General features: G+C 71.9%; 20 protein-coding genes and 2 pseudogenes. 14 read left to right on the plus strand and 8 right to left on the minus strand.

Annotation, left to right across the window (positions count from 1 at the left end; translation table 11 throughout):
* Positions 1-14: 14 nt before the first annotated feature.
* The 9 genes and pseudogenes from WAT24_RS06225 to WAT24_RS06265 all read left to right on the plus strand — a co-directional run bounded on the left by WAT24_RS06225 (position 15) and on the right by WAT24_RS06265 (position 6,832).
* Positions 15-935 carry a hypothetical protein gene (locus WAT24_RS06225; RefSeq protein WP_336806968.1) on the plus strand — a complete coding sequence of 307 codons (921 nt, stop codon included), beginning with the start codon at positions 15-17 and terminating at the stop codon, positions 933-935.
* Positions 932-1,327, plus strand: a complete 396-nt coding sequence (locus tag WAT24_RS06230; protein ID WP_336806969.1) for a hypothetical protein — start codon at positions 932-934, stop codon at positions 1,325-1,327. The genes WAT24_RS06225 and WAT24_RS06230 overlap by 4 nt, the downstream gene beginning before the upstream one ends.
* 67 nt (positions 1,328-1,394) lie before the next feature.
* Positions 1,395-1,829 (plus strand): annotated as a pseudogene (locus tag WAT24_RS16515) (hypothetical protein); the annotation flags it as partial.
* A gap of 154 nt (positions 1,830-1,983) precedes the next feature.
* The gene (locus WAT24_RS06240) at positions 1,984-2,214 is read left to right on the plus strand and encodes a hypothetical protein (RefSeq protein ID WP_336806971.1); all 231 of its coding nucleotides are present in this window, start codon (positions 1,984-1,986) and stop codon (positions 2,212-2,214) included.
* A 48-nt stretch (positions 2,215-2,262) separates the two neighbouring features.
* Positions 2,263-2,661, plus strand: a complete 399-nt coding sequence (locus WAT24_RS06245; protein WP_336806972.1) for a DUF3887 domain-containing protein — start codon at positions 2,263-2,265, stop codon at positions 2,659-2,661.
* A gap of 160 nt (positions 2,662-2,821) precedes the next feature.
* Positions 2,822-5,062, plus strand: coding sequence for a DNA topoisomerase IV subunit A (gene parC, locus WAT24_RS06250; RefSeq protein ID WP_336806973.1), 2,241 nt, complete (start codon positions 2,822-2,824; stop codon positions 5,060-5,062).
* A 235-nt stretch (positions 5,063-5,297) separates the two neighbouring features.
* Positions 5,298-5,714, plus strand: a complete 417-nt coding sequence (locus WAT24_RS06255; RefSeq protein ID WP_336806974.1) for a hypothetical protein — start codon at positions 5,298-5,300, stop codon at positions 5,712-5,714.
* Positions 5,715-5,768: 54 nt separating this feature from the next.
* Positions 5,769-6,059 carry a lipoate-protein ligase small subunit gene (gene lplB, locus WAT24_RS06260; protein WP_336806975.1) on the plus strand — a complete coding sequence of 97 codons (291 nt, stop codon included), beginning with the start codon at positions 5,769-5,771 and terminating at the stop codon, positions 6,057-6,059.
* Complete coding sequence (locus WAT24_RS06265) at positions 6,056-6,832, plus strand: lipoate--protein ligase family protein (RefSeq protein ID WP_336806976.1); 777 nt, start codon at positions 6,056-6,058, stop codon at positions 6,830-6,832. The genes lplB and WAT24_RS06265 overlap by 4 nt, the downstream gene beginning before the upstream one ends.
* Before the next feature lie 13 nt (positions 6,833-6,845).
* Here the strand turns inward: WAT24_RS06265 and WAT24_RS06270 are convergent, their stop codons facing one another.
* Positions 6,846-7,289 (minus strand): NUDIX hydrolase, encoded by a 444-nt coding sequence (locus WAT24_RS06270; RefSeq protein WP_336806977.1) that lies wholly within the window; start codon positions 7,287-7,289, stop codon positions 6,846-6,848.
* Positions 7,268-7,762, minus strand: a complete 495-nt coding sequence (locus WAT24_RS06275; RefSeq protein ID WP_336806978.1) for an NUDIX hydrolase — start codon at positions 7,760-7,762, stop codon at positions 7,268-7,270. Before WAT24_RS06275 ends, WAT24_RS06270 begins: the two co-directional genes overlap by 22 nt.
* A 100-nt stretch (positions 7,763-7,862) precedes the next feature.
* Here WAT24_RS06275 and WAT24_RS06280 point away from each other — a divergent pair, with 100 nt between their 5' ends.
* Entirely contained in the window at positions 7,863-8,654 is a 792-nt protein-coding gene (locus WAT24_RS06280) for a phosphodiester glycosidase family protein (RefSeq protein WP_336806979.1), read from the plus strand.
* Entirely contained in the window at positions 8,651-11,068 is a 2,418-nt protein-coding gene (locus WAT24_RS06285; protein WP_336806980.1) for a penicillin acylase family protein, read from the plus strand. The genes WAT24_RS06280 and WAT24_RS06285 overlap by 4 nt, the downstream gene beginning before the upstream one ends.
* A gap of 183 nt (positions 11,069-11,251) precedes the next feature.
* Here WAT24_RS06285 and WAT24_RS06290 read toward each other — a convergent pair.
* A pseudogene (locus WAT24_RS06290) lies at positions 11,252-11,578 on the minus strand (DUF3224 domain-containing protein); the annotation flags it as partial.
* 41 nt (positions 11,579-11,619) lie between these two features.
* On the opposite strand from WAT24_RS06290, the gene WAT24_RS06295 reads away from it, so the two are divergent.
* Together WAT24_RS06295 and WAT24_RS06300 are read left to right on the plus strand one after the other, a co-directional pair.
* Positions 11,620-12,045: a YciI family protein gene (locus WAT24_RS06295; RefSeq protein ID WP_336806981.1), complete on the plus strand. Its 426-nt coding sequence runs from the start codon at positions 11,620-11,622 to the stop codon at positions 12,043-12,045.
* A gap of 68 nt (positions 12,046-12,113) precedes the next feature.
* Positions 12,114-13,391, plus strand: a complete 1,278-nt coding sequence (locus WAT24_RS06300; RefSeq protein ID WP_336806982.1) for an RNA polymerase sigma factor — start codon at positions 12,114-12,116, stop codon at positions 13,389-13,391.
* Positions 13,392-13,464: 73 nt separating this feature from the next.
* Here the strand turns inward: WAT24_RS06300 and dapE are convergent, their stop codons facing one another.
* From dapE to dapD, 3 genes are all read right to left on the minus strand, one after another.
* A complete protein-coding gene (gene dapE, locus WAT24_RS06305) occupies positions 13,465-14,616 on the minus strand; it encodes a succinyl-diaminopimelate desuccinylase (protein WP_336806983.1) in 1,152 nt (383 codons plus the stop codon).
* 60 nt (positions 14,617-14,676) lie between these two features.
* Entirely contained in the window at positions 14,677-15,033 is a 357-nt protein-coding gene (locus tag WAT24_RS06310; protein WP_336806984.1) for a Spx/MgsR family RNA polymerase-binding regulatory protein, read from the minus strand.
* 114 nt (positions 15,034-15,147) lie between these two features.
* Entirely contained in the window at positions 15,148-15,975 is an 828-nt protein-coding gene (dapD, locus tag WAT24_RS06315; RefSeq protein ID WP_336806985.1) for a 2,3,4,5-tetrahydropyridine-2,6-dicarboxylate N-succinyltransferase, read from the minus strand.
* A gap of 161 nt (positions 15,976-16,136) precedes the next feature.
* Here dapD and WAT24_RS06320 point away from each other — a divergent pair, with 161 nt between their 5' ends.
* Positions 16,137-17,252, plus strand: coding sequence for an HD-GYP domain-containing protein (locus tag WAT24_RS06320; RefSeq protein ID WP_336806986.1), 1,116 nt, complete (start codon positions 16,137-16,139; stop codon positions 17,250-17,252).
* A 111-nt stretch (positions 17,253-17,363) separates the two neighbouring features.
* Here WAT24_RS06320 and glnD read toward each other — a convergent pair whose 3' ends face one another.
* Positions 17,364-19,994 carry a [protein-PII] uridylyltransferase gene (glnD, locus tag WAT24_RS06325; protein WP_336806987.1) on the minus strand — a complete coding sequence of 877 codons (2,631 nt, stop codon included), beginning with the start codon at positions 19,992-19,994 and terminating at the stop codon, positions 17,364-17,366.
* A gap of 655 nt (positions 19,995-20,649) precedes the next feature.
* Complete coding sequence (gene map / locus WAT24_RS06330; protein ID WP_336806988.1) at positions 20,650-21,414, minus strand: type I methionyl aminopeptidase; 765 nt, start codon at positions 21,412-21,414, stop codon at positions 20,650-20,652.
* Between the last annotated feature and the right edge of the window lie 199 nt (positions 21,415-21,613).

Raw genomic sequence — 21,613 nt, forward strand, 5'->3', positions numbered from 1 at the left:
ACGAGGAAACCGACATGGCCCCGACCGCACCCGCACCCACCGCTCGACGCTCCCTACGCCTGGCGACGATGGCCGTCGCCCTGCTCGCCTGCGGCTCCGCCTTTGCGGGCCACGCCGACCGGGGCGGCACGCTCAACTACACCATCGTCCTGCACGGCCACGCCGAGCAGGGCGACCCGCACGGCCCGCACTTCCGCGAGGGCACCGTCGACCAGCGCATCGAAGCGCACTGGCATCTGGACGCGACCGGGCAGGTCAGCGTGAAGACCGACGCGGGCAGGCTCATGGCGCATGCCAACCGGATGCAGGCGCTGATGGGCGCCGACCGGGGCGAGCTGGTCGCGGCCATGCAGGCCTGCGGCGACGACGAGGCCTGTGCGACGGCCGCGGCCATGCGCATGGCCGACCGCATGTCCCCCGCCCAGCGCGCGGCGCTCGCCGAGGAAGGCCGGCACCCGGTGGCCGGAAAGGTCGTCGAGCGGACCCAGTGGTACTACCGCGACGGCGAGTGCACGGTGAACGCAACGGTGGCCGACACCGACGCGTTCAAGGACGTCGACATCGGCGAGGGCTACGCCACACCCGTGAGCGGCAACGGCTGGCGCCGCGGCGAGCGCCACCTGGGTTGCCGCCCGGCGCTCACCGATTCGCGGCTGGTGCCCCGCCTGGATGTCGACTACGACGGCCACGCATACCGGCTCCGGCTGCCCATGCTGTCCATTCCGGTCACCGTCAAGGACAGCCAGGGAACCCACGCCTCGACGGTGGAGATCGCCCCGATCGCCCTCGACCCGCAACCTTTCCACGGCGGCGGTTTCTCGGGACGCAAGGTGATCGCCTACCGGGTGCTGGACCGGATGCCCGCGCACGCCATGGACCTGCGCATCCCGGTCCAGGCCGACGTGCGCTGGTCGTTCCAGCCGGATGCGCCATGAACGCGGCGCGCCTCGTCCTTCTCGCCGGCGTCGTGGCCCTGCCGCCCGCGCCCGCGCCCGCAGCCGGCGCCGCGGCCGACCCGTGCGTAGCGCACGCCGACGCGCTGCTGGGCGCGCTCGGCCGGCACGACTACGCCGCGGCCGCGCGGGAAATGGATGCGCACATGAGGCAGATCTCCTTTCCGCGCCAGCTGCCCGACCTGTGGGATTCGCTGGTCGGCGACAGCGGCTTCGGCGCCTACCTCTCGCACGGCGACCCCACGGTGGTGCGCAACGAGGACGGCTCGACCACGGTGCAGGTCCCGCTGCGGTTCGCGCGTTTCACGCCGACCGGCTGGCTGACCTGCGACCCGGTGCAGGGCGAGGGCGTGGACAGCTTCGACCTGCATTGACCGCCCGGGCCGGACCGGGCGTGAAAACCACGCCGGCCGCCCTCCACACCCTTCCAGGAACTCTCCCATGCCCACCCTTCGACACATCGTGATCGCCCTGCTACTGCTCGGCGGCCTGCTCGTCCTGCGACCCGCCCGGGCCGCCGAGAGCTACGACAACTGCACCGGTTTCATCGATACGGTTCCGGCGACCCTCACGGCGCCGGGGACGTGGTGCCTGCGCCACGACCTGGCGACTGCGGCCGCCAGCGGCGACGCCATCGCCATTGCCGCGAACGACGTCACCCTCGACTGCAACGGCTTCCGGCTCGACGGCTCGACCGCCGGGAGCGGCAGCGGAGCCGAGGGCATCCACGGCTACGGCTGGCGAGGCACGACGATCCGCCATTGCATCGTTCGCGGCTTTCGACGCGGGATCGATCTCGGCGGCGGCGCAGGCATCCTGGTCGAGGACAACCGGCTGGACGGCAACATCGCCACCGGCATCCTGGTCGACGGCACCGGCAACCGCGTGCGGCGCAATCTCGTCACCGCAACCGGCAACGCCTCGGTGTACGCCCCGGTCGCCATCGACGTGGCCGGTGACGTCACGGAGAACACCATCGCCGGCGTGACCGGCACGAGCGCGCGCGATCCAGCTGCACGAAGCGGGCAGCGTGGCCTGGCGCAATCGCATCCGTGGCATCACGGCCAGCACCGCGTTCGGCATCTTCGCGCAGAACACCGGCATCCGGGTGGACGACAACCAGGTGTTCATCGACCCGGCGACCGGGTTCGGCATCGCCGGCCGGGGCAACGCCGACACGATCTGCATCGGCAACACCGTGATCGGCTTCTCCGATCCCCTCAACGGTTGCCAGGACGCCGGCGGGAACATTGTCCATTGACCGCCCGGCCGCGCGCCGATCCATTGCCATCCATCCCGGGAGAAACCCATGCTTGCGCTCCGTTCCGCCACCCTCGCCTTCGCCTGCATCCTCGCCCTCGGGGCGCCACCGGCCCACGCTTCCGATGACTGCGCCGGCAAGGTCGTCGCCCTTGCCGACGCGCTCGTCCACCAGGACTTCCAGGGCGCCACGCGCGATATGGACGGTTTCATGAAGATGATGATGAGCGCCGAGCACCTCAGCGAGTTGTGGAACGCAACGCTGCACGACGCGGGCGCCTACGTCTCGCGCGGCGACGCGGCGATCGTGGCCTCGGACAAGGACGCCGTCGCCGTCCGCGTGCCGCTGCGGTTCGCCCATGGCGCGGCGGCCCTGCAGGCGGTGTGCAAGCGGGCCGAGCAGAACCACATCGGCAGCGTGGTGCTCCAGATGCAGCCGGCCGGTTGACGCGGGAAGGCGGCTCCGTATCCACCGGAGCCGCTCTTCCGTGCAAGCGATGGGCCCCGCACATCGGACACCCGGGCGGTGGCCCTGTCCCCACGACCGTCCGTTCTGGCACCATCGTCCGGTTGCCGGCGCCGAGCGCGCCCGAAGCCTGGACCCCTAGATGAACCTGCAAGCCAATTTCGAACAGATCCCGCTCAAGGAATACGCCGAGCGGGCCTACCTCGACTACTCGATGTACGTGGTGCTCGACCGCGCCCTGCCGTTCGTCGGCGACGGCCTCAAGCCGGTGCAACGGCGCATCGTCTACGCGATGAGCGAGCTGGGCCTGGCCGCCACCGCCAAGCCCAAGAAATCCGCGCGCACCGTCGGCGACGTGATCGGCAAGTTCCATCCGCATGGCGACAGCTCCTGCTACGAGGCGATGGTGCTGATGGCGCAGCCGTTCTCGTACCGCTATCCGCTGATCGAAGGCCAGGGCAACTTCGGCTCGCCGGACGATCCGAAGAGCTTCGCGGCGATGCGCTACACCGAGTCCAAACTCAGCCCCATCGCCGAGGCGCTGCTGGGCGAGCTGGCGCACGGCACGGTGGACTGGGTGCCGAACTTCGACGGCACGCTGGAGGAGCCCTCCTGGCTGCCGGCACGCGTGCCGCACGTGCTGCTCAACGGCTCGATGGGCATCGCCGTGGGCATGGCCACCGACATCCCGCCGCACAATCTGCGCGAGGTGGTCGCCGCGTGCATCCACCTGCTGGACAACCCCGACGCCAGCGTCGAGGAGCTGGCCCAGCACCTGCCCGGTCCGGACTATCCCACCGAGGCGGAGATCATCACCCCACGCAAGGAGCTGCTCTCGATCTACCAGACCGGCACCGGCTCGCTGCGCGCCCGCGCGGTGTACCAGGTCGAGGACGGCAACATCGTCATCACCGCGCTGCCGCACCAGGTGAGCCCCTCCAAGATCCTCGAGCAGATCGCCGCGCAGATGCGCGCCAAGAAGCTGCCGATGGTGGAGGACCTGCGCGACGAATCCGACCACGAGAACCCCATCCGCCTGGTGATCGTGCCGCGCTCCAGCCGCGTCGACTCGGCCGAAGTGATGCAGCACCTGTTCGCCACCACCGACCTGGAAAAGAGCTACCGCGTCAACCTCAACATGATCGGCCTGGACGGCCGCCCGCAGGTCAAGGACCTCAGGAAGATCCTCGGCGAGTGGCTGAGCTTCCGCACCGACACCGTCACGCGCCGCCTCAACCATCGCCTGGGCAAGGTGGAGCGGCGCCTGCACCTGCTCGAAGGCCTGCACATCGCCTACCTCAACCTGGACGAGGTGATCCGCATCGTGCGCTCGGAGGACGAGCCCAAGCCGGTGCTGATCAAGCGCTTCAAGCTGTCTGAGGAGCAGGCCGACTACATCCTCGAGACCAAGCTGCGCCAGCTCGCCCGCCTGGAGGAGATGAAGATCGAGGCCGAGCGCAGCCAGCTGGAGGAGGAGCGCGCACGCATCAACGTGCTGCTCAAGTCGCCCGCCAAACTCAAGGGATTGATCAAGGAAGAACTGCGCGCCGATGCCGCCAAGTACGGCGACGCGCGCCGCTCGCCGCTGGTCGAGCGCGAGGTGGCGCAGGCGCTGGACGAGAGCGCGCTGGTCGCCAGCGAGCCGGTCACCGTGGTGCTTTCGCAGAAGGGCTGGATCCGCGCCGCCAAGGGCCACGACGTCGACGCCGAGGGCTTGAGCTACCGCGAGGGCGACGGCCTGCTCGCGGCGGTGAAGGCGCGCACCACGCAGCAGGTCGCGGTGATCGACTCCACCGGCCGCAGCTACTCCACGCCTGCGCACACGCTGCCCTCGGCGCGCGGCAACGGCGAACCCCTGACCGGCCGCTTCACCCCCCCCGCCGGCGCCAGCTTCGACGCGCTTGCCGCCGGCGACAACGACACGCGGCTGATCCTCGCCACAGACTTCGGCTACGGCTTCGTCACCCGCTTCGAAGCGCTCACCGGCCGCAACAAGGCCGGCAAGCAGATCATCAGCCTGACCGAGGGGGCCAGGATCCTGCAGCCGCAGGCCAGCGCCGACCCGGCGCGCGACCGCATCGTGGTGGTGACCACCGAGGGTCACCTGCTGATGTTCTCGGTCGCCGAATTGCCGGAACTGGACAAGGGCAAGGGCAACAAGCTGATCGAGATCCCGAAGGCGAAACTCGCCAGCGGCGAGGAGCGCGTGGCGGGCGTCGCCGTGGTGGCCGAGGGCAAGGGTGAAGTCACGCTCTACGCCGGCCAGCGCAAGCTCACCCTCCGCTGGAACGACCTGGTCGAGTACGGCGGCAACCGCGCCACCCGCGGCAGCCTGCTGCCGCGCGGCCTGCGCCGCGTCGAGCGCATCGGAACCACCGGCTGAGGCGGCCACTGCAAACGGGCTCCGCCTCGCTCCGGGTAGAGGGGCGCGGTGAGGGGCGCTCGCTCGCGATGGGCCCCTCCGGGCCGACCGTCCGGCGAGCCCGCCCTCACCTCGGTCTCTCCTCGGTGGGGCGGAAGCACGGCCGCCGAACTTTCGCGCCCGCCGCCGCTCCAACCTGGTACACGCGACCGTTCTCCCGCCGTTGAGACAGGCACCGCCCCCACCGGATCTCCCCATGCGCCCCCAGCTCCCCGCCGCCGTTCTCCTCGCCGCCCTGCTGGCCCTGCCGGCCGCGGCACAGACCTCGGGCAAGCCGCTCGACCTCCGTTTGCCGCCGAGCGACGTGCCTCCGGCGGCGTCCACGGCGCCGAAGCCGGCGAGCGCCCCGGGCGTCTATTACGGCGACACCAGCGGCCGCACCGCCGCCGATGAGCAGACCCTCGCCGACGCGTGCGACGACGCCAACTACAACCAGCCACAGGTGCACGGCAGCGTCGGCACCGGCGTGGTGGCCGGCAGCCACGTCGGCGGCAGCTACCAGCGCGGCACGGTCAACCTCAGCAAGGCCTTCGGCAGCTGCCAGCACCCGAGCGGAGGCATCAGCGTGTCGATCGGTGCCGGCACCGGCCACTTTCACGACCGCGGCCACTGACGAACGCGCAGTGCTGCGCTAGCCTTGCAGCGGAGCGTGGCCGAAGGAACCCGCATGCACGGCGAGTACAAGATGCCCGGCGGCAAGCTGATCGTGGTGGACCTGGCGGTCCGCGACGGCTGCCTCGCCGAGGTGCAGGTGAGCGGGGACTTCTTCCTGGAGCCGGACGACGCCCTGCACGCCATCGACGCGGCGCTCGAGGGTCATCCCGCCGACGCGGACGAACAGGTCCTGGCCGCCGCCGTGCGCGCGCAGCTCGCGCCGGGCGTGATCATGTACGGCATCTCGCCGGAAGCGGTGGCGGTCGCGGTACGTCGCGCGGTGACCGGAGATCCGGCCGCATGAACCGCACCGGCTGGCGCGACCACACCTGGCGCCTGATCCATGCCGGCCCCCAGGCACCGGCCCTGCACATGGCACTGGACGAGGTGCTCACCCACGAAGTCGGCGCCGGCCGCCGCGCGCCCACCCTGCGCATCTGGGAGTGGGCCGCTCCCGCGGTGGTGATCGGCCGCTTCCAGTCGCTGCGCAACGAGGTCGACGCGGACGCGGCGCGGCGGCATGGCATCGAGGTGGTGCGGCGCGTGTCCGGCGGCGGCGCGATGTTCGTCGAGCCGGGCAACACCATCACCTATTCCATCTACGCGCCGCTGTCGCTGACCACCGGGATGAGCTTCCAGGAGGGCTACGCCTTCATGGACGCCTGGACCATCGAGGCGCTGGCCGAACTGGGGATCAAGGCCTGGTACCAGCCGCTCAACGACATCACCTCCGAAGGCGGCAAGATCGCCGGCGCCGCGCAGGCGCACCGCGGCGGCGCGGTGCTGCACCATGTGACCATGGCCTACGACATCGACGCCATGAAGATGCTGGAGGTGCTGCGCATCGGCCGCGAGAAGCTGTCGGACAAGGGCACGCGCAGCGCCGCCAAGCGTGTCGATCCCCTGCGCCGCCAGACCGGCCTGGCGCGCGCCGCCATCATCGAGCACATGGTCGCCACCTTCCGTCGCCGCCACGGCCTCGCCGACGACACGCTGCGCCCGGAGGAACTGGCCCGCGCCGAGGCGCTGGCCCGCGACAAGTTCGCCGGCGCGGCCTGGACGGCGGAGGTGCCCTGAGCGCAGGCCGGCGCTAGCCGCCGCTCGGCCCCGGCGCGGCCAGCCGCGGCAGGATGTGCTCGCGGCTCAACGTGGCGATCGGCAGGTCGCCGGGCGCGGCTGGATCGACCCAGGCAAGTTCGGCGATCTCCGCCTGCGCCGCGATCGTGCCATCGACCGCCACCTCGTACACCTCGGCCTCCACCAGGTACCCGGCCTCGTTCGCCGCCGGGGCGCTCGCGCGGCCGAGCCGGCGCACCGAGCCCGGCAGCAGCCGGCAGCCCAGTTCCTCGCGCAGTTCCCGCGCCAGGGTGGCCAGGTCCCCGGCATCGTCCGGGTCGCGCTTGCCGCCGGGTTGCTGGAACACCGCCGCGCCCCGCTTGCGCACCAGCAAGGTACGGCCGTGGGCGTCGCGGATCACCGCCGCCACGATGCGGATGACCGGCGGCGCCCCGTTCACAGCCGGCTGTACGACCACGACAGCATGCGTCCGTGCTTGTACGGCATGACGCCATGGAAGGGCCGCGGGTCGGCGTCGAACACCAGCGGCAGGAAGTGGCGGTCGCCCTCCCACATCGGCAGCTCCATCAGCCGCGCGCGCGGCACCCATTCCAGCGTGCCCTCGTGGTTGCCCGCGTGCGCGACGCCCTCGAAGCCGTCGACCAGGAAGATGAAACCCAGCCAGTCTTCGCCGTGCTTGCCGAAGCCGGGCCAGTTGAGCGTGCCGCGCAGGCGCATCGAAGTGCACTCGATGCCGGCCTCCTCGCGGATCTCCCGTCGCATGCAGGCGGCGACGTCCTCGCCCGGCTCCATCTTGCCGCCCAGGCCGTTGTACTTGCCCAGATGCTGGTCGTCCGGGCGCGCGTTGCGGTGGATCATCAGCACGTGCTCGCGGTCGGGCGAGAGCACGTAGCCGAGCGTGGCGACGATCGGGCAGTAGGCGTTCGACATCGGCGGGCGTCGTGGCAAAGCGGCAAGTGTAGCGCCGCGGCTGAACGCACGCCGCGCGCACACTTGCACCCGCCGCACCCGGGCGGCGACCATCAGCGGGATGATCCGCTTCGTCTGCCGCCTGCCGCTCGCGCCGATCGCCGCCCTGCTGCTGGCTGCGCTGGCCGGCTGTGCGCCGCAGGCGCGCGCGCTGGACAGCGAGGAGCGCAGCTTCGAGGGGCAGAGCTACCGCGTGGTCAGCATCGACCTCCGGCGCGAGCCGCTCACCCTGCACTGGCGCGCGCCGGAAGACGGCGAGCCGTTCGGCGACATCGACAGCCTGCGCCTGTGGGGCGAGAAGCACGGGCGGCGCCTGCTGTTCGCGGCCAACGCCGGCATCTACGACGCCGCCTACCGGCCGCTCGGCCTCTACGTCGAGGACGGCAAGGCGCTGGTGCCGCTGAACCTCGCCCACGGCAATCCTGCCTCCGGCAATTTCTCGCTGCTCCCCAACGGCGTGTTCGCCATCTATCCGGACGGCCGCGCCGAGGTGGAGACCAGCGCCGCGTTCAAGGCGCAGGGCCGCAAGCCGCAGTGGGCCACCCAGTCCGGGCCCATGCTGGTGATCGACGGCCAGATCAACCCGGCCTTCGTGCACGATTCGGACAGCCTCAAGTGGCGCAGCGGCGTCTGCGCGCGCACCCCGCACGAGGTGGTGTTCGCAGTGAGCGAGGGACCGGTCAACTTCCACACCTTCGCGCGGCTGTTCCGCGACGAGCTGGGCTGCCGTGACGCGCTGTTCCTGGACGGCACCATCTCGCAGTTCTACCTGGACGGCGAAGGCTACGCGGGCGCGCCGGCCTTCATGGTCAAGCCCTATGCCGGTATCTTCGCGGTGTTCGAGCGCGAATGAGGCGCCGGTCATCCCGCCTGTTGCTCGGGCTGTCGCTGGCCGTGGCGCTGCTGCTGGTCGGCGCGTTCGCGACCGGGTGGTACCTGCTCGCCGGCAGCCGCGCCCGCCTGGAAGGCGAGGTCACGCTGGCGGGCCTCGCCGCCCCCGTGCGGGTGATCCGTGACGCCAACGGGGCGGTCACCCTCGCCGCGCGCAGCCGCGCCGACATCACTTTCGCACTGGGCTTCGTGCACGCGCAGGAGCGCTTCTTCGAGATGGACCTGATGCGCCGCGCGGCGGCCGGCGAGCTGGCCGAACTGGTCGGGCCCGCCGCGCTGGACAGCGACCTGGACCTGCGCCGCCACCGCCTGCGCGCGGTGGCGCAGGCCGCCTACGCGGCACTGGCGCCGGCGCAGCGGCAGGTGCTCGAGCGCTACCGCGACGGCGTCAACGCGGGGCTCGCCGACCTGCGCAGGAAACCGTGGGAATACGACCTGCTCGCCAGCCAGCCGCGCCCCTGGCGCGCCGAGGACAGCCTGCTGGTCGTCGCCGCGATGTACCTGGACCTCAACGGCCACGGCCACAACACCCGCGAACTGGACATCGCGCGCATGCGCGCCGCGCTGCCCGCACCGCTGGTGGATTTCCTGCTCGCGCCGGACCCGGACTGGGAGGCGCCGCTCAGCGGCACGCTGTCGCACCCGCCCCTGCTCCCTGGCCCGGCGGTGCTCGACCTGCGCGGGCCTCCTGCGGCGGCGACGTCCGCGCGGTCGGTCGCCGCCGCGCTGGCGCCGGCCTTGCAGGCCCGTGCGCCGGGCAGCAACAGCTTCGCCGTCGCCGGGCGGCTCACCGACACCGGTGCGGCGATGCTCGCCAACGACATGCACCTGGGCCTGCGCGTGCCCGACATCTGGTTCCGCGCACGGCTGCGCTACCCCGATGCCGGCGCTCCCGGCGGCACGCGCGACGCCGTCGGCGTCACCCTGCCCGGCACGCCGGTGCTGGTGGCCGGCTCGAACGGGCAGATCGCCTGGGGCTTCACCAACAGCTACGGCGACTGGCTGGACTGGGTGCGGGTGACCCGCGACCCGGCAGCCCCCTCGCGTTACGCCGTGCCGGGCGGCTGGGCGACGATCGAGCGCCATGCCGAGCGCATCCGCGTCAAGGGCGCGCCCGACCGCGTGCTGGAGGTGGAGGACACCCGCTGGGGCCCGATCCTGGCCAGGGACACCGATGGCGCCCCGCTCGCCCTGGCCTGGATCGCGCATCATCCGCAGGCCTACAACCTGGGCCTGATGCAGCTCGAGCGCGCGCCCAGTGTCAGCGACGCGCTGCACCTGGCGCCGACGCTGGGCTTGCCGCCGCAGAACCTGCTGGTGGCCGACCGCGAAGGACACATCGGCTGGACCATCGCCGGCAACGCGATCCCATTGCGCACGCCGGGCACCGACCCGCAGCAGCCGGTCGACGGCTCGCAGCCGGGCAGCGGCTGGCACGGCTGGGCCGCACCGGCCCGGTACCCGCGCCTGGTCGATCCGGTGGACGGGCGGCTGTGGACCGCCAACAACCGCACCGTCGACGGCCCGGAACTGGAGCTGCTCGGCAACGGCGGCCACGACCTGGGCGCACGCGCGCAGCAGATCCGCGACGACCTGGCCACGTACAGCGTGTTCTCGCCCGGCAACCTGCTCGACATCCAGCTGGACAATCGTGCGGTGCTGCTCACGCCCTGGCAGCGGCTGCTGCAGGACGTGCTGGCTGGCACCCGCGACCCGGCCTTGCGGCAGTTGCGCGGGCTCACCGCCAACTGGCGCAACCGGGCCGCGCCGGACAGCGTGGATTACCGGCTGGTGCGCGCCTTCCGCGACGAGGTGCACCGCACGGTGCTGGCGCCGTTCGTGGCGCGCGTGCAGGCGCGCTTCCCGGCCTTCGCCTGGCCCGTCGGCAGCGATCCGGAGGCGGCGGTATGGACCCTGCTGCGGGCGCAGCCGGCGTGGCTGCTCGACCCGACGTACAAGGACTGGGACGCGCTGCTGCTGGATGCGGCCCGGGCCGTCGCCACCCGGCTGGGCGGCGAGCCGGGCGGCCTGGCCGCGCGCCGCTGGGGCGAGGTCAACCGCAGCGGCATCCGTCATCCGCTCTCGGCGGCGTTGCCCGCCATGCTGGCGCGCTTCCTCGACATGCCCGACCAGCCGCTGCCCGGCGACGCCAACATGCCGCGCGTGGCTGCGCCGGGTTTCGGCGCGTCCGAACGGCTGGTGGTCTCGCCGGGCCACGAGGCGCAGGGGATCCTGCAGATGCCGTCCGGGCAGAGCGACAACCCGCTCTCGCCCTACTACGGCGCCGGGCATGCCGACTGGGTCGAGGGGCGACCCACGCCCCTGCTGCCGGGTCCGGCGAAATGGACGCTGACGCTGCGGCCCCCGCAACGCTAATGCGTGCAGCCCCGCCGGAGGAGGGGACTCCTTCAGGGCAACGCGTACTCGAATGTGTATGCGTGGCGGCCGTGGTCGACGCGGATTGCCAGCTCGCCGCGCAGACCCAGCAGTTCCTCCGATACGCGCAGCCGGGGCGCCGCGCTCCATCAGGCCCAAGTGCATCGGCACGAAGCTCTCCGGGCGGCCAGGCAGCTCACCGATGACGCGTTCGATCGCCACGTAGCCGGCCGAGCCCTGCACCGCGGTGCCGGCCCAGAGCATCTCGCCCCGGCTGGTCGCCTGCAGGTCGCCGTGGAAGCGCTGGTCGATGGTCAGGCGCCCCAGTGGCGCGTCCTCCAGGCCGGGGGCGAGCGGTGCGGGGCGAGCTGGACGTCGAAGGTACCGCTGGCGTGCATGGGGGCTCCTGTTGGATGGTCGTGCCGAGCCCGAGTGTGCCCGCTGCGGCTGACCGGCCGCGACTGCCCGGGGCGTGTCGAAAACCCTCGCGCCCAGCCGTCGTGCCGACAGGAGCCGGCATCCCGCCGGCCTCCCACGTGAGGAGAACCGGTATGCGGTGCATGGTGATGGTGCGGGCGACCGCCGCGTCGGAAGCGGGCGTGCCGCCCAGCGCGAAGCTGCTGGCGGACATGATGGCGTTCAACCAGGAACTGGTGAAGGCCGGCGTGATGCTCGCCGGCGAGGGCCTGAAGCCCAGCGCGGCGGGCAAGCGGGTGTACTTCGCCGGCGGCGGCCGCAGCGTGGTGGACGGTCCGTTTGCCGAGACCAAGGAGCTGATCGCCGGCTTCTGGCTGTGGCAGGTGCGCTCGATGGACGAGGCGCTGGAATGGGTGCGCCGCTGCCCGGCGCCGTTCGAGGGCGAGTGCGCGATCGAGATCCGCCCGCTGGTCGAGGCGGAGGACTTCGGTGACGCGCTGACGCCCGAGCTGCGCGCGACCGAGCAGCGCATGCGCGGGGAGCTGGCTGGTCAGCGCTAGGGCGGCCTGCGCGGCTCCCGGCTCGCGCGGGCTTGCCGCCTCCGGCGGGCGGTGGTCTGATCGGCCGCATGAGCCGAGCCGACACCCACCGTGCAATCGAAGCCGTCTGGCGCCTGGAGGCGCCCAAGCTGGTCGCCGCGCTGATCCGGGTCGTGCGCGACATCGACCTGGCCGAGGAGCTGGCGCAGGACGCGCTGGTCGCGGCGCTGGAGCACTGGCCCACGGCCGGCGTGCCGGACAACCCGGCCGCCTGGCTGATGACCGCGGCCAAGCGGCGCGGCATCGACCTGCTGCGGCACCGCCAGCTGGTCGAGCGCAAGCATGCGGCGCTGGACGGTGACCCGGAGAGCGAGGCGTTCACCATGCCCAACCTGGAAGCCCTCGACGACGACATCGGCGACGATCTGCTGCGGCTGATCTTCACCGCCTGTCATCCTGCGCTTTCGGCCGACGCCCAGGTCGCGCTCACCCTGCGCCTGCTCGGGGGGTTGACCACCGGCGAGATCGCCCGCGCCTTCCTCACTTCCGAGCCCACCATCGCGCAGCGCATCGTGCGCGCCAAGCGCACGCTGGCCGACAAGCGCGTGCCGTTCGAGGTGCCGCGCGGCGAGGAGCTCGGCGCGCGGCTGGCCGCCGTGCTCGGCGTGATCTACCTGATCTTCAACGAGGGCTACACCGCCACCGCCGGCGACGACTGGATCCGCCCCTCGCTGTGCGAGGAGGCGTTGCGGTTGGGCCGCACCCTCGCCGGGCTGATGCCGCGCGAGCCGGAGGTGCTGGGCCTGCAGGCGCTGATGGAGATCCAGGCCTCGCGCCTGCACGCCCGGGTGGCGTCCGACGGACGCCCGGTGCTGCTACTGGAGCAGAACCGCGCGCTGTGGGACCAGTTGCTGATCCACCGCGGCCTGGATGCGCTGGAACGCGCGCGCAAGCTGGGCGGCGCCGAAGGCCCGTACGCGCTGCAGGCCGCGATCGCCGCCTGCCACGCGCGCGCCGCCACGGCGGAGGCCACCGACTGGCCGCGCATCGCCGCGCTGTACGCCACGCTGGCGCGCGTCGCGCCCTCGCCGGTGGTGGAGCTCAATCGCGCGGTGGCGGTGGCGATGGCCGAAGGTCCGGCGGCCGGCCTGGCGCTGGTCGACGCGCTGGGGGACACGCCGGCGCTGGCGAACTACCACCTGTTGCCTGCGGTGCGGGGCGATTTGCTGGCGAAGCTCGGCCGTCGCGACGAGGCCCGCGCGGAATTCGAGCGGGCGGCGCAGCTCACGCGCAACGCGCAGGAACGCAAGGTGATGCTCGAGCGGGCGCAAGCCTGCGTCACCCCGCCCACTCCCGCCCCCCTGTAGGAGCGAGCTTGCTCGCGATGCTCTTCTGCTCCGACGCGATGCTCGAGCCGGAGCCCCGCGGGCAGGCTCACCCCTACGGTGCAGCGACGGCGTCGGCCAGCAGCCGCTCGCAGATCGCCGCGTAGACCGCCGGCAGCCGTTCCAGGTCCTCTACCGCCACGCACTCGTCCACCTTGTGGATGGTCGCATTGACCGGCCCCAGCTCCACCACCTCCACGCCCAGCGGCGCGATGAAACGCCCGTCGGAAGTGCCGCCGCCGGTGCTCTGCTCCGGCTCGATGCCGCACAGCTCGCGGCACACCGCGCACGCCGTCTCGCGCAGGCGGCCGCCGGCGGGACTCAGGAACGGCTCGCCGGAAAGGATCCAGTCCAGCTGCCAGTCCAGGCCGTGGCGGGCCAGGACGGCTTCGGTGCGTGCCCGCAGGCTGTCGGCCGTGCTGGCGGTCGAGTAGCGGAAGTTGATCGCGGCGACCAGCTCGCCCGGTATCACGTTGGTGGCGCCGGTACCGGCGTTGAGGTTGGACACCTGGAACGAGGTCGGCGGGAAGTCCGCGTTGCCCTCGTCCCAGCGCGTGGCGGCCAGCTCGGCCAGTGCCGGCGCGAAGGAGTGGATGGGATTGCTCGCCTTCTCCGGGTAGGCGACGTGGCCCTGCACGCCGCGCACGGTGAGGGTCGCCGAGAGCGAGCCGCGCCGGCCGACGCGGATCAGGTCGCCCAGCCGCGCCTTCGACGAGGGCTCGCCCACCACGCACCAGTCCGGGCACTCGCCGCGCGCCCGGAAGGTCTCGGCCACACGGCGCACGCCGTCGAGGTTGGTCGGTCCCTCCTCGTCGCTGGTCAGCAGCAGGGCGACCCGGCCCGCGTGCCGCGGATGGGTCGCGACGAAGCGCTCCAGTGCCACCACCATCGCCGCCACCGAGCCCTTCATGTCGGCCGCGCCGCGGCCGTACAGCACGCCGTCCCGTACCACCGGCTCGAACGGCGGCGTCCGCCAGGCCGAGATGGGGCCGCTCGGCACCACGTCGGTATGGCCGAGGAACACCAGCGTGGGGCCGCCGCTGCCGTGCGTGGCCCAGAGGTTGTCCACCTCGCCGTAGCGCAGGTGTTCGATGGCGAAGCCGGCGCGCGCCAGACGGGCGGCGATCAGGGCCTGGCAGCCGGCGTCGTCGGGCGTGACCGACGGGTGGCGGATCAGCTCGCAGGCCAGCTCGAGCACGTCACGCATGGGCGTCTCCAGGCCGCCGCGGATACGGCGATCCGGCAATGTCCTCCGAAGCCGCGCCGCTCATGTGCCGAACAGCTTCTTGAAGCCGTTGTCGGTGAAACCCACGCTCACCGCGCCATCCGGCTGCACCACCACCGGCCGGCGCACCAGTGCCGGGTACTCCTTCAGCAGCAGCGTCCACTCCGGGTCGCTGCCCGGGTTCTTGCGCTGCGGCAGCAGGTTGCGCCAGGTGGTCGACGACTTGTTGACCAGCTTCTCCCAGCCGCCCAACTGCTGCGCCCATTGCTTGAGGGTGGCCGCGGGCACCGGGTTCGCGCGGTAGTCGACGAAGGCGTGCGGCACCTCGAAGCGGGCGAGCCAGTTGCGCGCCTTCTTGCAGGTGTCGCAGTTGGGAAGGCCGTAGAGGGTGATGGTCATCGCTCGGTCCGAAGGTCTGGCGGTTTTCGCGGGAGCGGCTGCTCGCGATGCCTTTGCGTTGCGGCTCGGAGAACCGGAGCATCGCGGGCGGGCCCGCTCCTACACGGTAGTGGGTCAGCCGGCGCTGCGCAGCAGCTCGTTGATGCCGGTCTTGGCGCGCGTCTTCTCGTCCACCTGCTTGACGATCACCGCCGCGTACAGGCTGTGGCTGCCGTCCTTCGCCGGCAGGCTGCCGGCCACCACCACGCTGCCGGCCGGGACGCGGCCGTAGCTGACCTCGCCGGTGGCGCGGTCGTAGATGCGGGTGGACTGGCCCAGGAACACGCCCATGCCGATCACGCTGCCCTTCTCCACCACGACGCCCTCGACCACTTCCGAGCGCGCACCGATGAAGCAGTCGTCCTCGATGATGGTCGGGTTGGCCTGCAGCGGTTCGAGCACGCCGCCGATGCCCACGCCGCCGGACAGGTGCACGCGCGCGCCGATCTGCGCGCAGGAGCCGACCGTGGCCCAGGTGTCGACCATGGTGCCGGGGCCGACGTAGGCGCCGATGTTGACGTAGCAGGGCATCAGCACGGCGTCCTTCGCGATGTGCGCGCCGCGGCGCACCAGCGCGCCGGGCACCACGCGCGCGCCGAGCGATTCCAGTTCGGCGTCGTTGCCGTGGCCGAAGCGCAGCGGCACCTTGTCGAAGGCCAGCGCCGGGCCGCCGTCGACCACGCGGTTGCCGTTGATGCGGAAGAACAGCAGCACCGCCTTCTTGAGCCACGGGTTGACCTTCCAGCCGCCTTGCCCGTCGGGCTCGGCCACGCGCTGCTCGCCCGCTTCGAGCAGTTCCATCACCTGCGCGAGGGCCGGACGCAGGTGGGTCTCGATCTCGGTCTGGCCAAGGTCGTTGCGACGCTCGAAGGCGTCCTCGATGAGGGTTTCGATGGAGGGCATGGACGTACCGCCTGCGGCAGGGGCCGACAAGTATACGGACAAGGGAGCGGCGCCCCGCGCTCAAGTTTGCCGCCGGCGTGCCGATCACCACGGGCTTCGCCTCGCGCCGCCGGGCGGCGGACCCACGCGAAAGGCCGAGGATTGCAGGGGAGGAACGAACCGTGCCGCGGCGCCCGCTCGATCCGACCGAACTGATGGTCGGCCAGCCCTTGCGGTTCAACGCCTACGACGCCAAGGGCAAGCTCCTGCTGCGCCTGGGCCAGGTGATCGGCAGCGAGGCGCAACTGGAGAAGCTGCTGGAACACGGGCTGTTCTACGGGACGGAGGAGGAGTGCCGCGGCCCGCCGCAGCCGCCCCCGCCTTCCCCGGTGGCGCAGATACTGGAGGCACGTGACCGGCTGCAGGCCCTGTTCACCGATCCGGCGCCGGCCGATTTCCCCGGCTCCGTGGCTGCCATCGCCGAACGGGTGCGCGACGCCTGCCATGCCAACCCGGACGTGGCGCTGGCCACGATCCTGCTGCGCACGGACGGTCCCTACGGTGTACGCCACGCGGTGAACGCGGCGATCGCCTGCCAGCTCACCGGCAGCGCGCTCGGCCTGGACGGTGGCGAACTCGCCGCCACCGTCTGCGCCGCGCTGACCATGAACATCGCCATGTTCGACCTGCAGGAGGAACTGCTGGCGCTGGAAGGGCCGCTTTCGGACGCGCAGCACGCCGCCGTGCGGGCGCATTGCCAGCTCGGCGTGGCCCGCCTGCGCGACCACGGCATCACCAGCGCGGCCTGGCTCAATGCCGTGCGCGACCACCACGAGCGCGCCGACGGCAGCGGCTACCCCGGCGGCAAGCGTGGCGACGAGATCGGCCGCCCGGCGCGTCTGCTCGCGCTGGCGGACGTCTACTGCGCACGCGTGTCCGGCCGCGACTACCGGCCGCCGCTGCAGCCCACGCTGGCGTTGCGCTGGCTGTTCCTCAACGAGGGCGCGGCGCTGGACGAGCGGCTCGCCCGCGGCTTCATCAAGACCCTCGGCGTCTATCCGCCAGGCACCGGCGTGCGCCTGCGCAACGGTTCGCTGGCGGTGGTCATCCAGCGCGGACCGGCCGGGCACCAGCCGGTGGTGGCCTCGCTCACCACCCAGGACGGTCTCCGCGTCGGCTCGCCGATCCGCCGCCGCGGCGACGTGGAGGCGCACACGGTCAGCGAGGTGGCCGATCTGGCGGCACTCGGGATCGAGGTGAGCATGGAAGCGCTGTGGGGAGCGGACGCACGCGCCTGATGCGGGCGATGCCACCCACCCTCGCCTGCCCGGTAGGAGCGAGCTTGCTCCTGCGCTTCCGGAATGCCAGGCAAAGGGCATCGCGGGCAAGACCGCTCCCAGCGCTCGCGCTCAGCTCTGCCCCAGCCTTGCCAGCAACGCCTGGCGCAGCCGCGCCTGCTGTGCTTCGTCCAGCGGCGCGTCATGGCGGTCGGTGAGCTGGAAGAAGTCCTCCACGCGTTCGCCGAAGGTGGCGATGCGTGCGTCGTGCACGCGCACCTGCGCCTCCACCATCGCCTGCGCCACCGCGGCCAGCAGGCCGGGCCGGTCGGTACACACCAGCGCCAGCTGGGTGCGTCCGCCCGCAGCATGGAAGCCGATCCGCGGTGTCATCTGGAAGTGCTTGAGCTGGCGCGAGGCGCTGCGCCGCGCCGGGTGCACCGGCGCGGCCTGCGCCAGCGCCCGCTGCAGCCGCAGCTGCAGCTCCTCGGCGCGCGCGGGCAAGGCCGGCTGCTGCAGCTCGGTGTCCAGCAGCAGGAAGGTGTCCTGTGCCATGCCGCGCGGCGAGACCAGCACGCGTGCCTCGACCACCGACAGGCGCAGCCGGTCGAGCACGGCCGTCACGGTGGCGAACAGGCCGTCGCGGTCCGGCGTGTACACGAACAGCTCGGTGGTGCCGCGCACCGACAGCGGATGCACCGCGATCAGCGGCAGCGCGCCGTCCACGCGCAGGATCGCCGCGGTCTGCCAGGCGATCTGTTCGGGCCGGTGGCGCAGGAAGGCGGCCTGGGGGAAGTCCGCCCAGACCTGCCGTACGCGCGCCGGATCGAAGCCGTCCGCCTGCAGCAGCGGCATGGCGTACTCCTGGCACTCGCGCACGCGGGTGGCGGCGTCGCGCGGCAGCTCGACGTCGCTGCGCAGGGCGTAGCGGGTGGCGTTGTAGAGGTCGGCCAGCAGGCGGTCTTTCCAGCCGTTCCAGAGCTTGGGGCTGGTGCCGATGATGTCGGCGACGGTGAGCAGGTAGAGCTGGCCGAGCTGCTCGCGGTTCTCCACCACCGCGGCGAAGCGCGCCACCACGTCCGGGTCGGTGATGTCCTGGCGCTGCGCGGTAACGCTCATCAGCAGGTGGTGGCGCACCAGCCAGGCCACGCGCTCGACGTCGTTGGGCGGCAGGCCGAGCTTGCCGCAGAACGCGCGGGCTTCCTCCTCGCCCAGCAGCGAGTGGTCGCCGCCGCGGCCCTTGGCGATGTCGTGGAACAGTGCCGCCAGCAGCAGCACCTCGGGCGTAGGCAGGGTCGGCCAGATCTCGCGCGCCAGCGGGAACTCCGCCCGCGCGGCCGGATCGGCGAAGCGCGCCACGTTGTGCAGCACGCGCAGGGTGTGCTCGTCCACGGTGTAGACGTGGAACAGGTCGTACTGCATGCGCCCGAACACGCGGCCGAACGCGGGCAGGATCGCCGCCAGAAGCCCATGGCGGTTCATCCGCCACAGCGCATCCACCGCGCGCGCGCCCTGGCGCAGCAGGCGCAGGAAGGCGGCCAGCACGGCCGGGTCGTCGGCCAGGGCGCCGTCGAGCTGCGCGGTCGCCTGGTGGATGCGGCGCATGGTGTCGGCGGTGAAGCCGACGATGCCCGGCTCGTCCAGCCGCGCCATGAATGCCTCGACCAGTGCGGCCGGCCGGCGCACGAACAGGTCCGGATCGCGCGCAGCCAGGCGCGTGCCGTAGCGCAGGAAATCCTCGCCTACCGGCACCGGCGCCTGCGGCGGTTCGAGCATCTCCTCGAAGCGCTCCACGATCTGCACGCCGAGGCGCTCGATCTGGCTGGCGGCGCGGTAATAGCCCTGCATGAACTGCTCCACGCCCAGGTTGGTGGCGTGCTCGTCGACGAAGCCCAGCCGCGCGGCCAGCGCGCGCTGGTAGTCGAACAACAGACGTTCCTCGGCGCGCCCGGCCTCCAGGTGCAGCGCGTAGCGATAGCGGCGCAGGGTCGCCTCGGCGCGCTCCAGCGTGGCCTGTTCGGCGGGATCGAGCAGGCCCTCGCCGACCATCGCGGCGAAGCCATCGGCGTGGGCCAGGCGCAGCCCGAGCCAACGCAGTGCGTCGAGCGTACGCAAGCCGCCGGGGCCTTCCTTGATGTTCGGCTCGAGGTTGTAGGCGGTGTCGTCGTAGCGGGCGTGCCGCGCGTCGCGCTCGGCCAGGCGCACGGCGAGGTAGGCCGCCGGGGGCCACAGCGCCGGATCCGCGACGATCGCGCGCAGCTCCGCGTCCAGTGTCGCGTCGCCGGCGAGGCGCCGCGCATCCAGCAGACTGGTGAAGACGCTCGCCTCCCGTGCCGCGAGCGCGCGGCATTGCGCCGGATCGCGCACCGCGTGGCCGACCTTCAGGCCGACGTCCCACAGCGTGGCGAAACACTGCTCCAGCGCACGCAGGCGCGCCGGCTCCGCCTCGCGCACCAGCGCCAGCAGGTCGACGTCCGAATATGGAAACAGCAGCCCGCGGCCGAAGCCGCCCACCGCGAACAACGCGGCGCCGGCAGCCTCGCCCAGGCAGGCGGTCCACACGTGAGCCACCACCCGCGCCACCGCATCGCCACGCCGCCGCGCCAGCGCGCCGGCATCGGCGCCGTCGTGGAAGGCCCTTGCCAACGCGCGGTCGACATCCCCCAGCAACTGGCGCAGGGCCTGGCGGGCTTCGGCCGAGACGCCCGAGCGGGGTACCGCGGGGGGCAGACGCGGGAGTGCGGGTAGGGTGGCGGTCGTCACCGGGGAAGCTTAGCGGGCCTCGGCGGGGGGAGGCATCGTCGTACCCGCTCCCGGTGGCTCTGACGTGCTCGTTCCTCACTGGCCGTTGTGGCTTCTTCGGATCCCCGTCCCATGTTCTGCCTTCCCGCGACCGGCCTGCCCCTTCTCCCGCCGGGGAGAGGGCTGGGTGAGGGGCGGGTGCTCGCGGTAGCGCTGGCTTTTGCGCTGGGCGCGCGTTGGATTGATCGCCCCTGTGCGGCATTCCCGCGACCGGGCTCGCCTGCGGCGGGCTTCCGATCACCTGCCGGCGCTCGGGTCACTTCCCTTTGCTGGCCCAAGGACAAGTGACCAAGAGACATGGCCTGGGCGCAACCCGGTGCAGCAGAGCGGCGGGCCGCTGCGCCTTGCCGGTGCCTTGGTCGCGTCACGAGGAGCTACAGCGGCTACCCCGCGAGCGCCTGGGAGCCGAGGCGAAGAGCGCACTCGCATGCTTGCGCCTCTTACAGAGGCATCTCCCCCTGAGAGCGATGCCTCCCCCGCTTGCGGAGGAAGGTGCCCAGGAGGCTGATCGGGGCGCGAAGCCTGGGCTCCCAGGCGGACTCGACCGCTCCCCAAAGCAGCGCTGGGGTATGCGGTGGCCTGCCCCTGCCCCGCGAAGACGGCCCCTGGCGCGGCCTCAGGCGTCGGGCCAGGGCGTGAGGATCTCGAAGCCGTCGTCGGTCACCGCCACGGTGTGCTCCCACTGGGCGGACAGCGAATGGTCCTTGGTGACCACCGTCCAGCCGTCGGGCAACTGCTTGGTGTGCGGCTTGCCGGCGTTGATCATCGGCTCGACGGTGAAGGTCATGCCCTTCTTCAGCTCCACGCCGGTGCCCGGCTTGCCGTAGTGCAGCACCTGCGGCTCGTCGTGGTAGACCTTGCCGATGCCGTGGCCGCAGTACTCGCGCACCACCGAGAAGCCGGCCGCCTCGGCGTGCCTCTGGATGGCATGCCCCACGTCGCCCAGCGTGGCGCCGGGGCGTACCTGCGCGATGCCGCGCATCATCGCCTCGTAGGCGGTCTCGACCAGCCGCTTGGCCAGCACCGACGGCGTGCCGACGAAGTACATGCGGCTGGTGTCACCGTGCCAGCCGTCCTTGATGACGGTGACGTCGATGTTGATGATGTCGCCGTCCTTGAGCACCTTGCCGGGGCTCGGGATGCCGTGGCAGATCACGTGATTGACCGAGGTGCACAGCGTCTTGGGGAAGCCGTTGTAGCCCACGTTCGCGGGCACCGCCTTCTGCACGTTGACGATGTGGTCGTGGGCGATGCGGTCGAGCTCGTCGGTGGTGACGCCGGGCCGGACGTGCTCCTTGAGCATCGCCAGCACTTCGGCCGCCAGCCTGCCGGCGGCGCGCATGCCTTCGAGGTCTTCGGGGGATTTGAGGGTGATGGCCATGGAATCCGCTATGTGGAGGGCGGCCGGCCACCGGGCAAGGCCGCTTGCCGCCAAGCCGGTGTCCCGGCTACAATTTCACGGTTTTGCGGCCGGCGACGTTCTTTCGCACGGGCCGACGCCGCAAAGCGAAACGGGATTGTAACCGCCCCGCGGTACCAAGCCCAACCAACGCCACACACGCATCGGCACCGCCCTCGGG

It is taken from the genome of Fulvimonas yonginensis (genome assembly GCF_037137055.1).
In the GTDB taxonomy this organism is placed as follows: domain Bacteria; phylum Pseudomonadota; class Gammaproteobacteria; order Xanthomonadales; family Rhodanobacteraceae; genus Frateuria_A; species Frateuria_A yonginensis.

Excerpts from the sequence above, each read along its gene's own strand:
- WAT24_RS06225 (WP_336806968.1), top strand. The coding sequence starts at position 15 with ATGGCCCCGACCGCACCCGCACCCACCGCTCGACGCTCCCTACGCCTG.
- WAT24_RS06230 (WP_336806969.1), top strand. The coding sequence starts at position 932 with ATGAACGCGGCGCGCCTCGTCCTTCTCGCCGGCGTCGTGGCCCTGCCG.
- WAT24_RS06245 (WP_336806972.1), top strand. The coding sequence starts at position 2,263 with ATGCTTGCGCTCCGTTCCGCCACCCTCGCCTTCGCCTGCATCCTCGCC.
- parC (WP_336806973.1), top strand. The coding sequence starts at position 2,822 with ATGAACCTGCAAGCCAATTTCGAACAGATCCCGCTCAAGGAATACGCC.
- WAT24_RS06255 (WP_336806974.1), top strand. The coding sequence starts at position 5,298 with ATGCGCCCCCAGCTCCCCGCCGCCGTTCTCCTCGCCGCCCTGCTGGCC.
- lplB (WP_336806975.1), top strand. The coding sequence starts at position 5,769 with ATGCACGGCGAGTACAAGATGCCCGGCGGCAAGCTGATCGTGGTGGAC.
- WAT24_RS06265 (WP_336806976.1), top strand. The coding sequence starts at position 6,056 with ATGAACCGCACCGGCTGGCGCGACCACACCTGGCGCCTGATCCATGCC.
- WAT24_RS06275 (WP_336806978.1), bottom strand. The coding sequence starts at position 7,762 with ATGTCGAACGCCTACTGCCCGATCGTCGCCACGCTCGGCTACGTGCTC.
- WAT24_RS06280 (WP_336806979.1), top strand. The coding sequence starts at position 7,863 with ATGATCCGCTTCGTCTGCCGCCTGCCGCTCGCGCCGATCGCCGCCCTG.
- WAT24_RS06285 (WP_336806980.1), top strand. The coding sequence starts at position 8,651 with ATGAGGCGCCGGTCATCCCGCCTGTTGCTCGGGCTGTCGCTGGCCGTG.
- WAT24_RS06295 (WP_336806981.1), top strand. The coding sequence starts at position 11,620 with ATGCGGTGCATGGTGATGGTGCGGGCGACCGCCGCGTCGGAAGCGGGC.
- WAT24_RS06300 (WP_336806982.1), top strand. The coding sequence starts at position 12,114 with ATGAGCCGAGCCGACACCCACCGTGCAATCGAAGCCGTCTGGCGCCTG.
- dapE (WP_336806983.1), bottom strand. The coding sequence starts at position 14,616 with ATGCGTGACGTGCTCGAGCTGGCCTGCGAGCTGATCCGCCACCCGTCG.
- WAT24_RS06310 (WP_336806984.1), bottom strand. The coding sequence starts at position 15,033 with ATGACCATCACCCTCTACGGCCTTCCCAACTGCGACACCTGCAAGAAG.
- dapD (WP_336806985.1), bottom strand. The coding sequence starts at position 15,975 with ATGCCCTCCATCGAAACCCTCATCGAGGACGCCTTCGAGCGTCGCAAC.
- map (WP_336806988.1), bottom strand. The coding sequence starts at position 21,414 with ATGGCCATCACCCTCAAATCCCCCGAAGACCTCGAAGGCATGCGCGCC.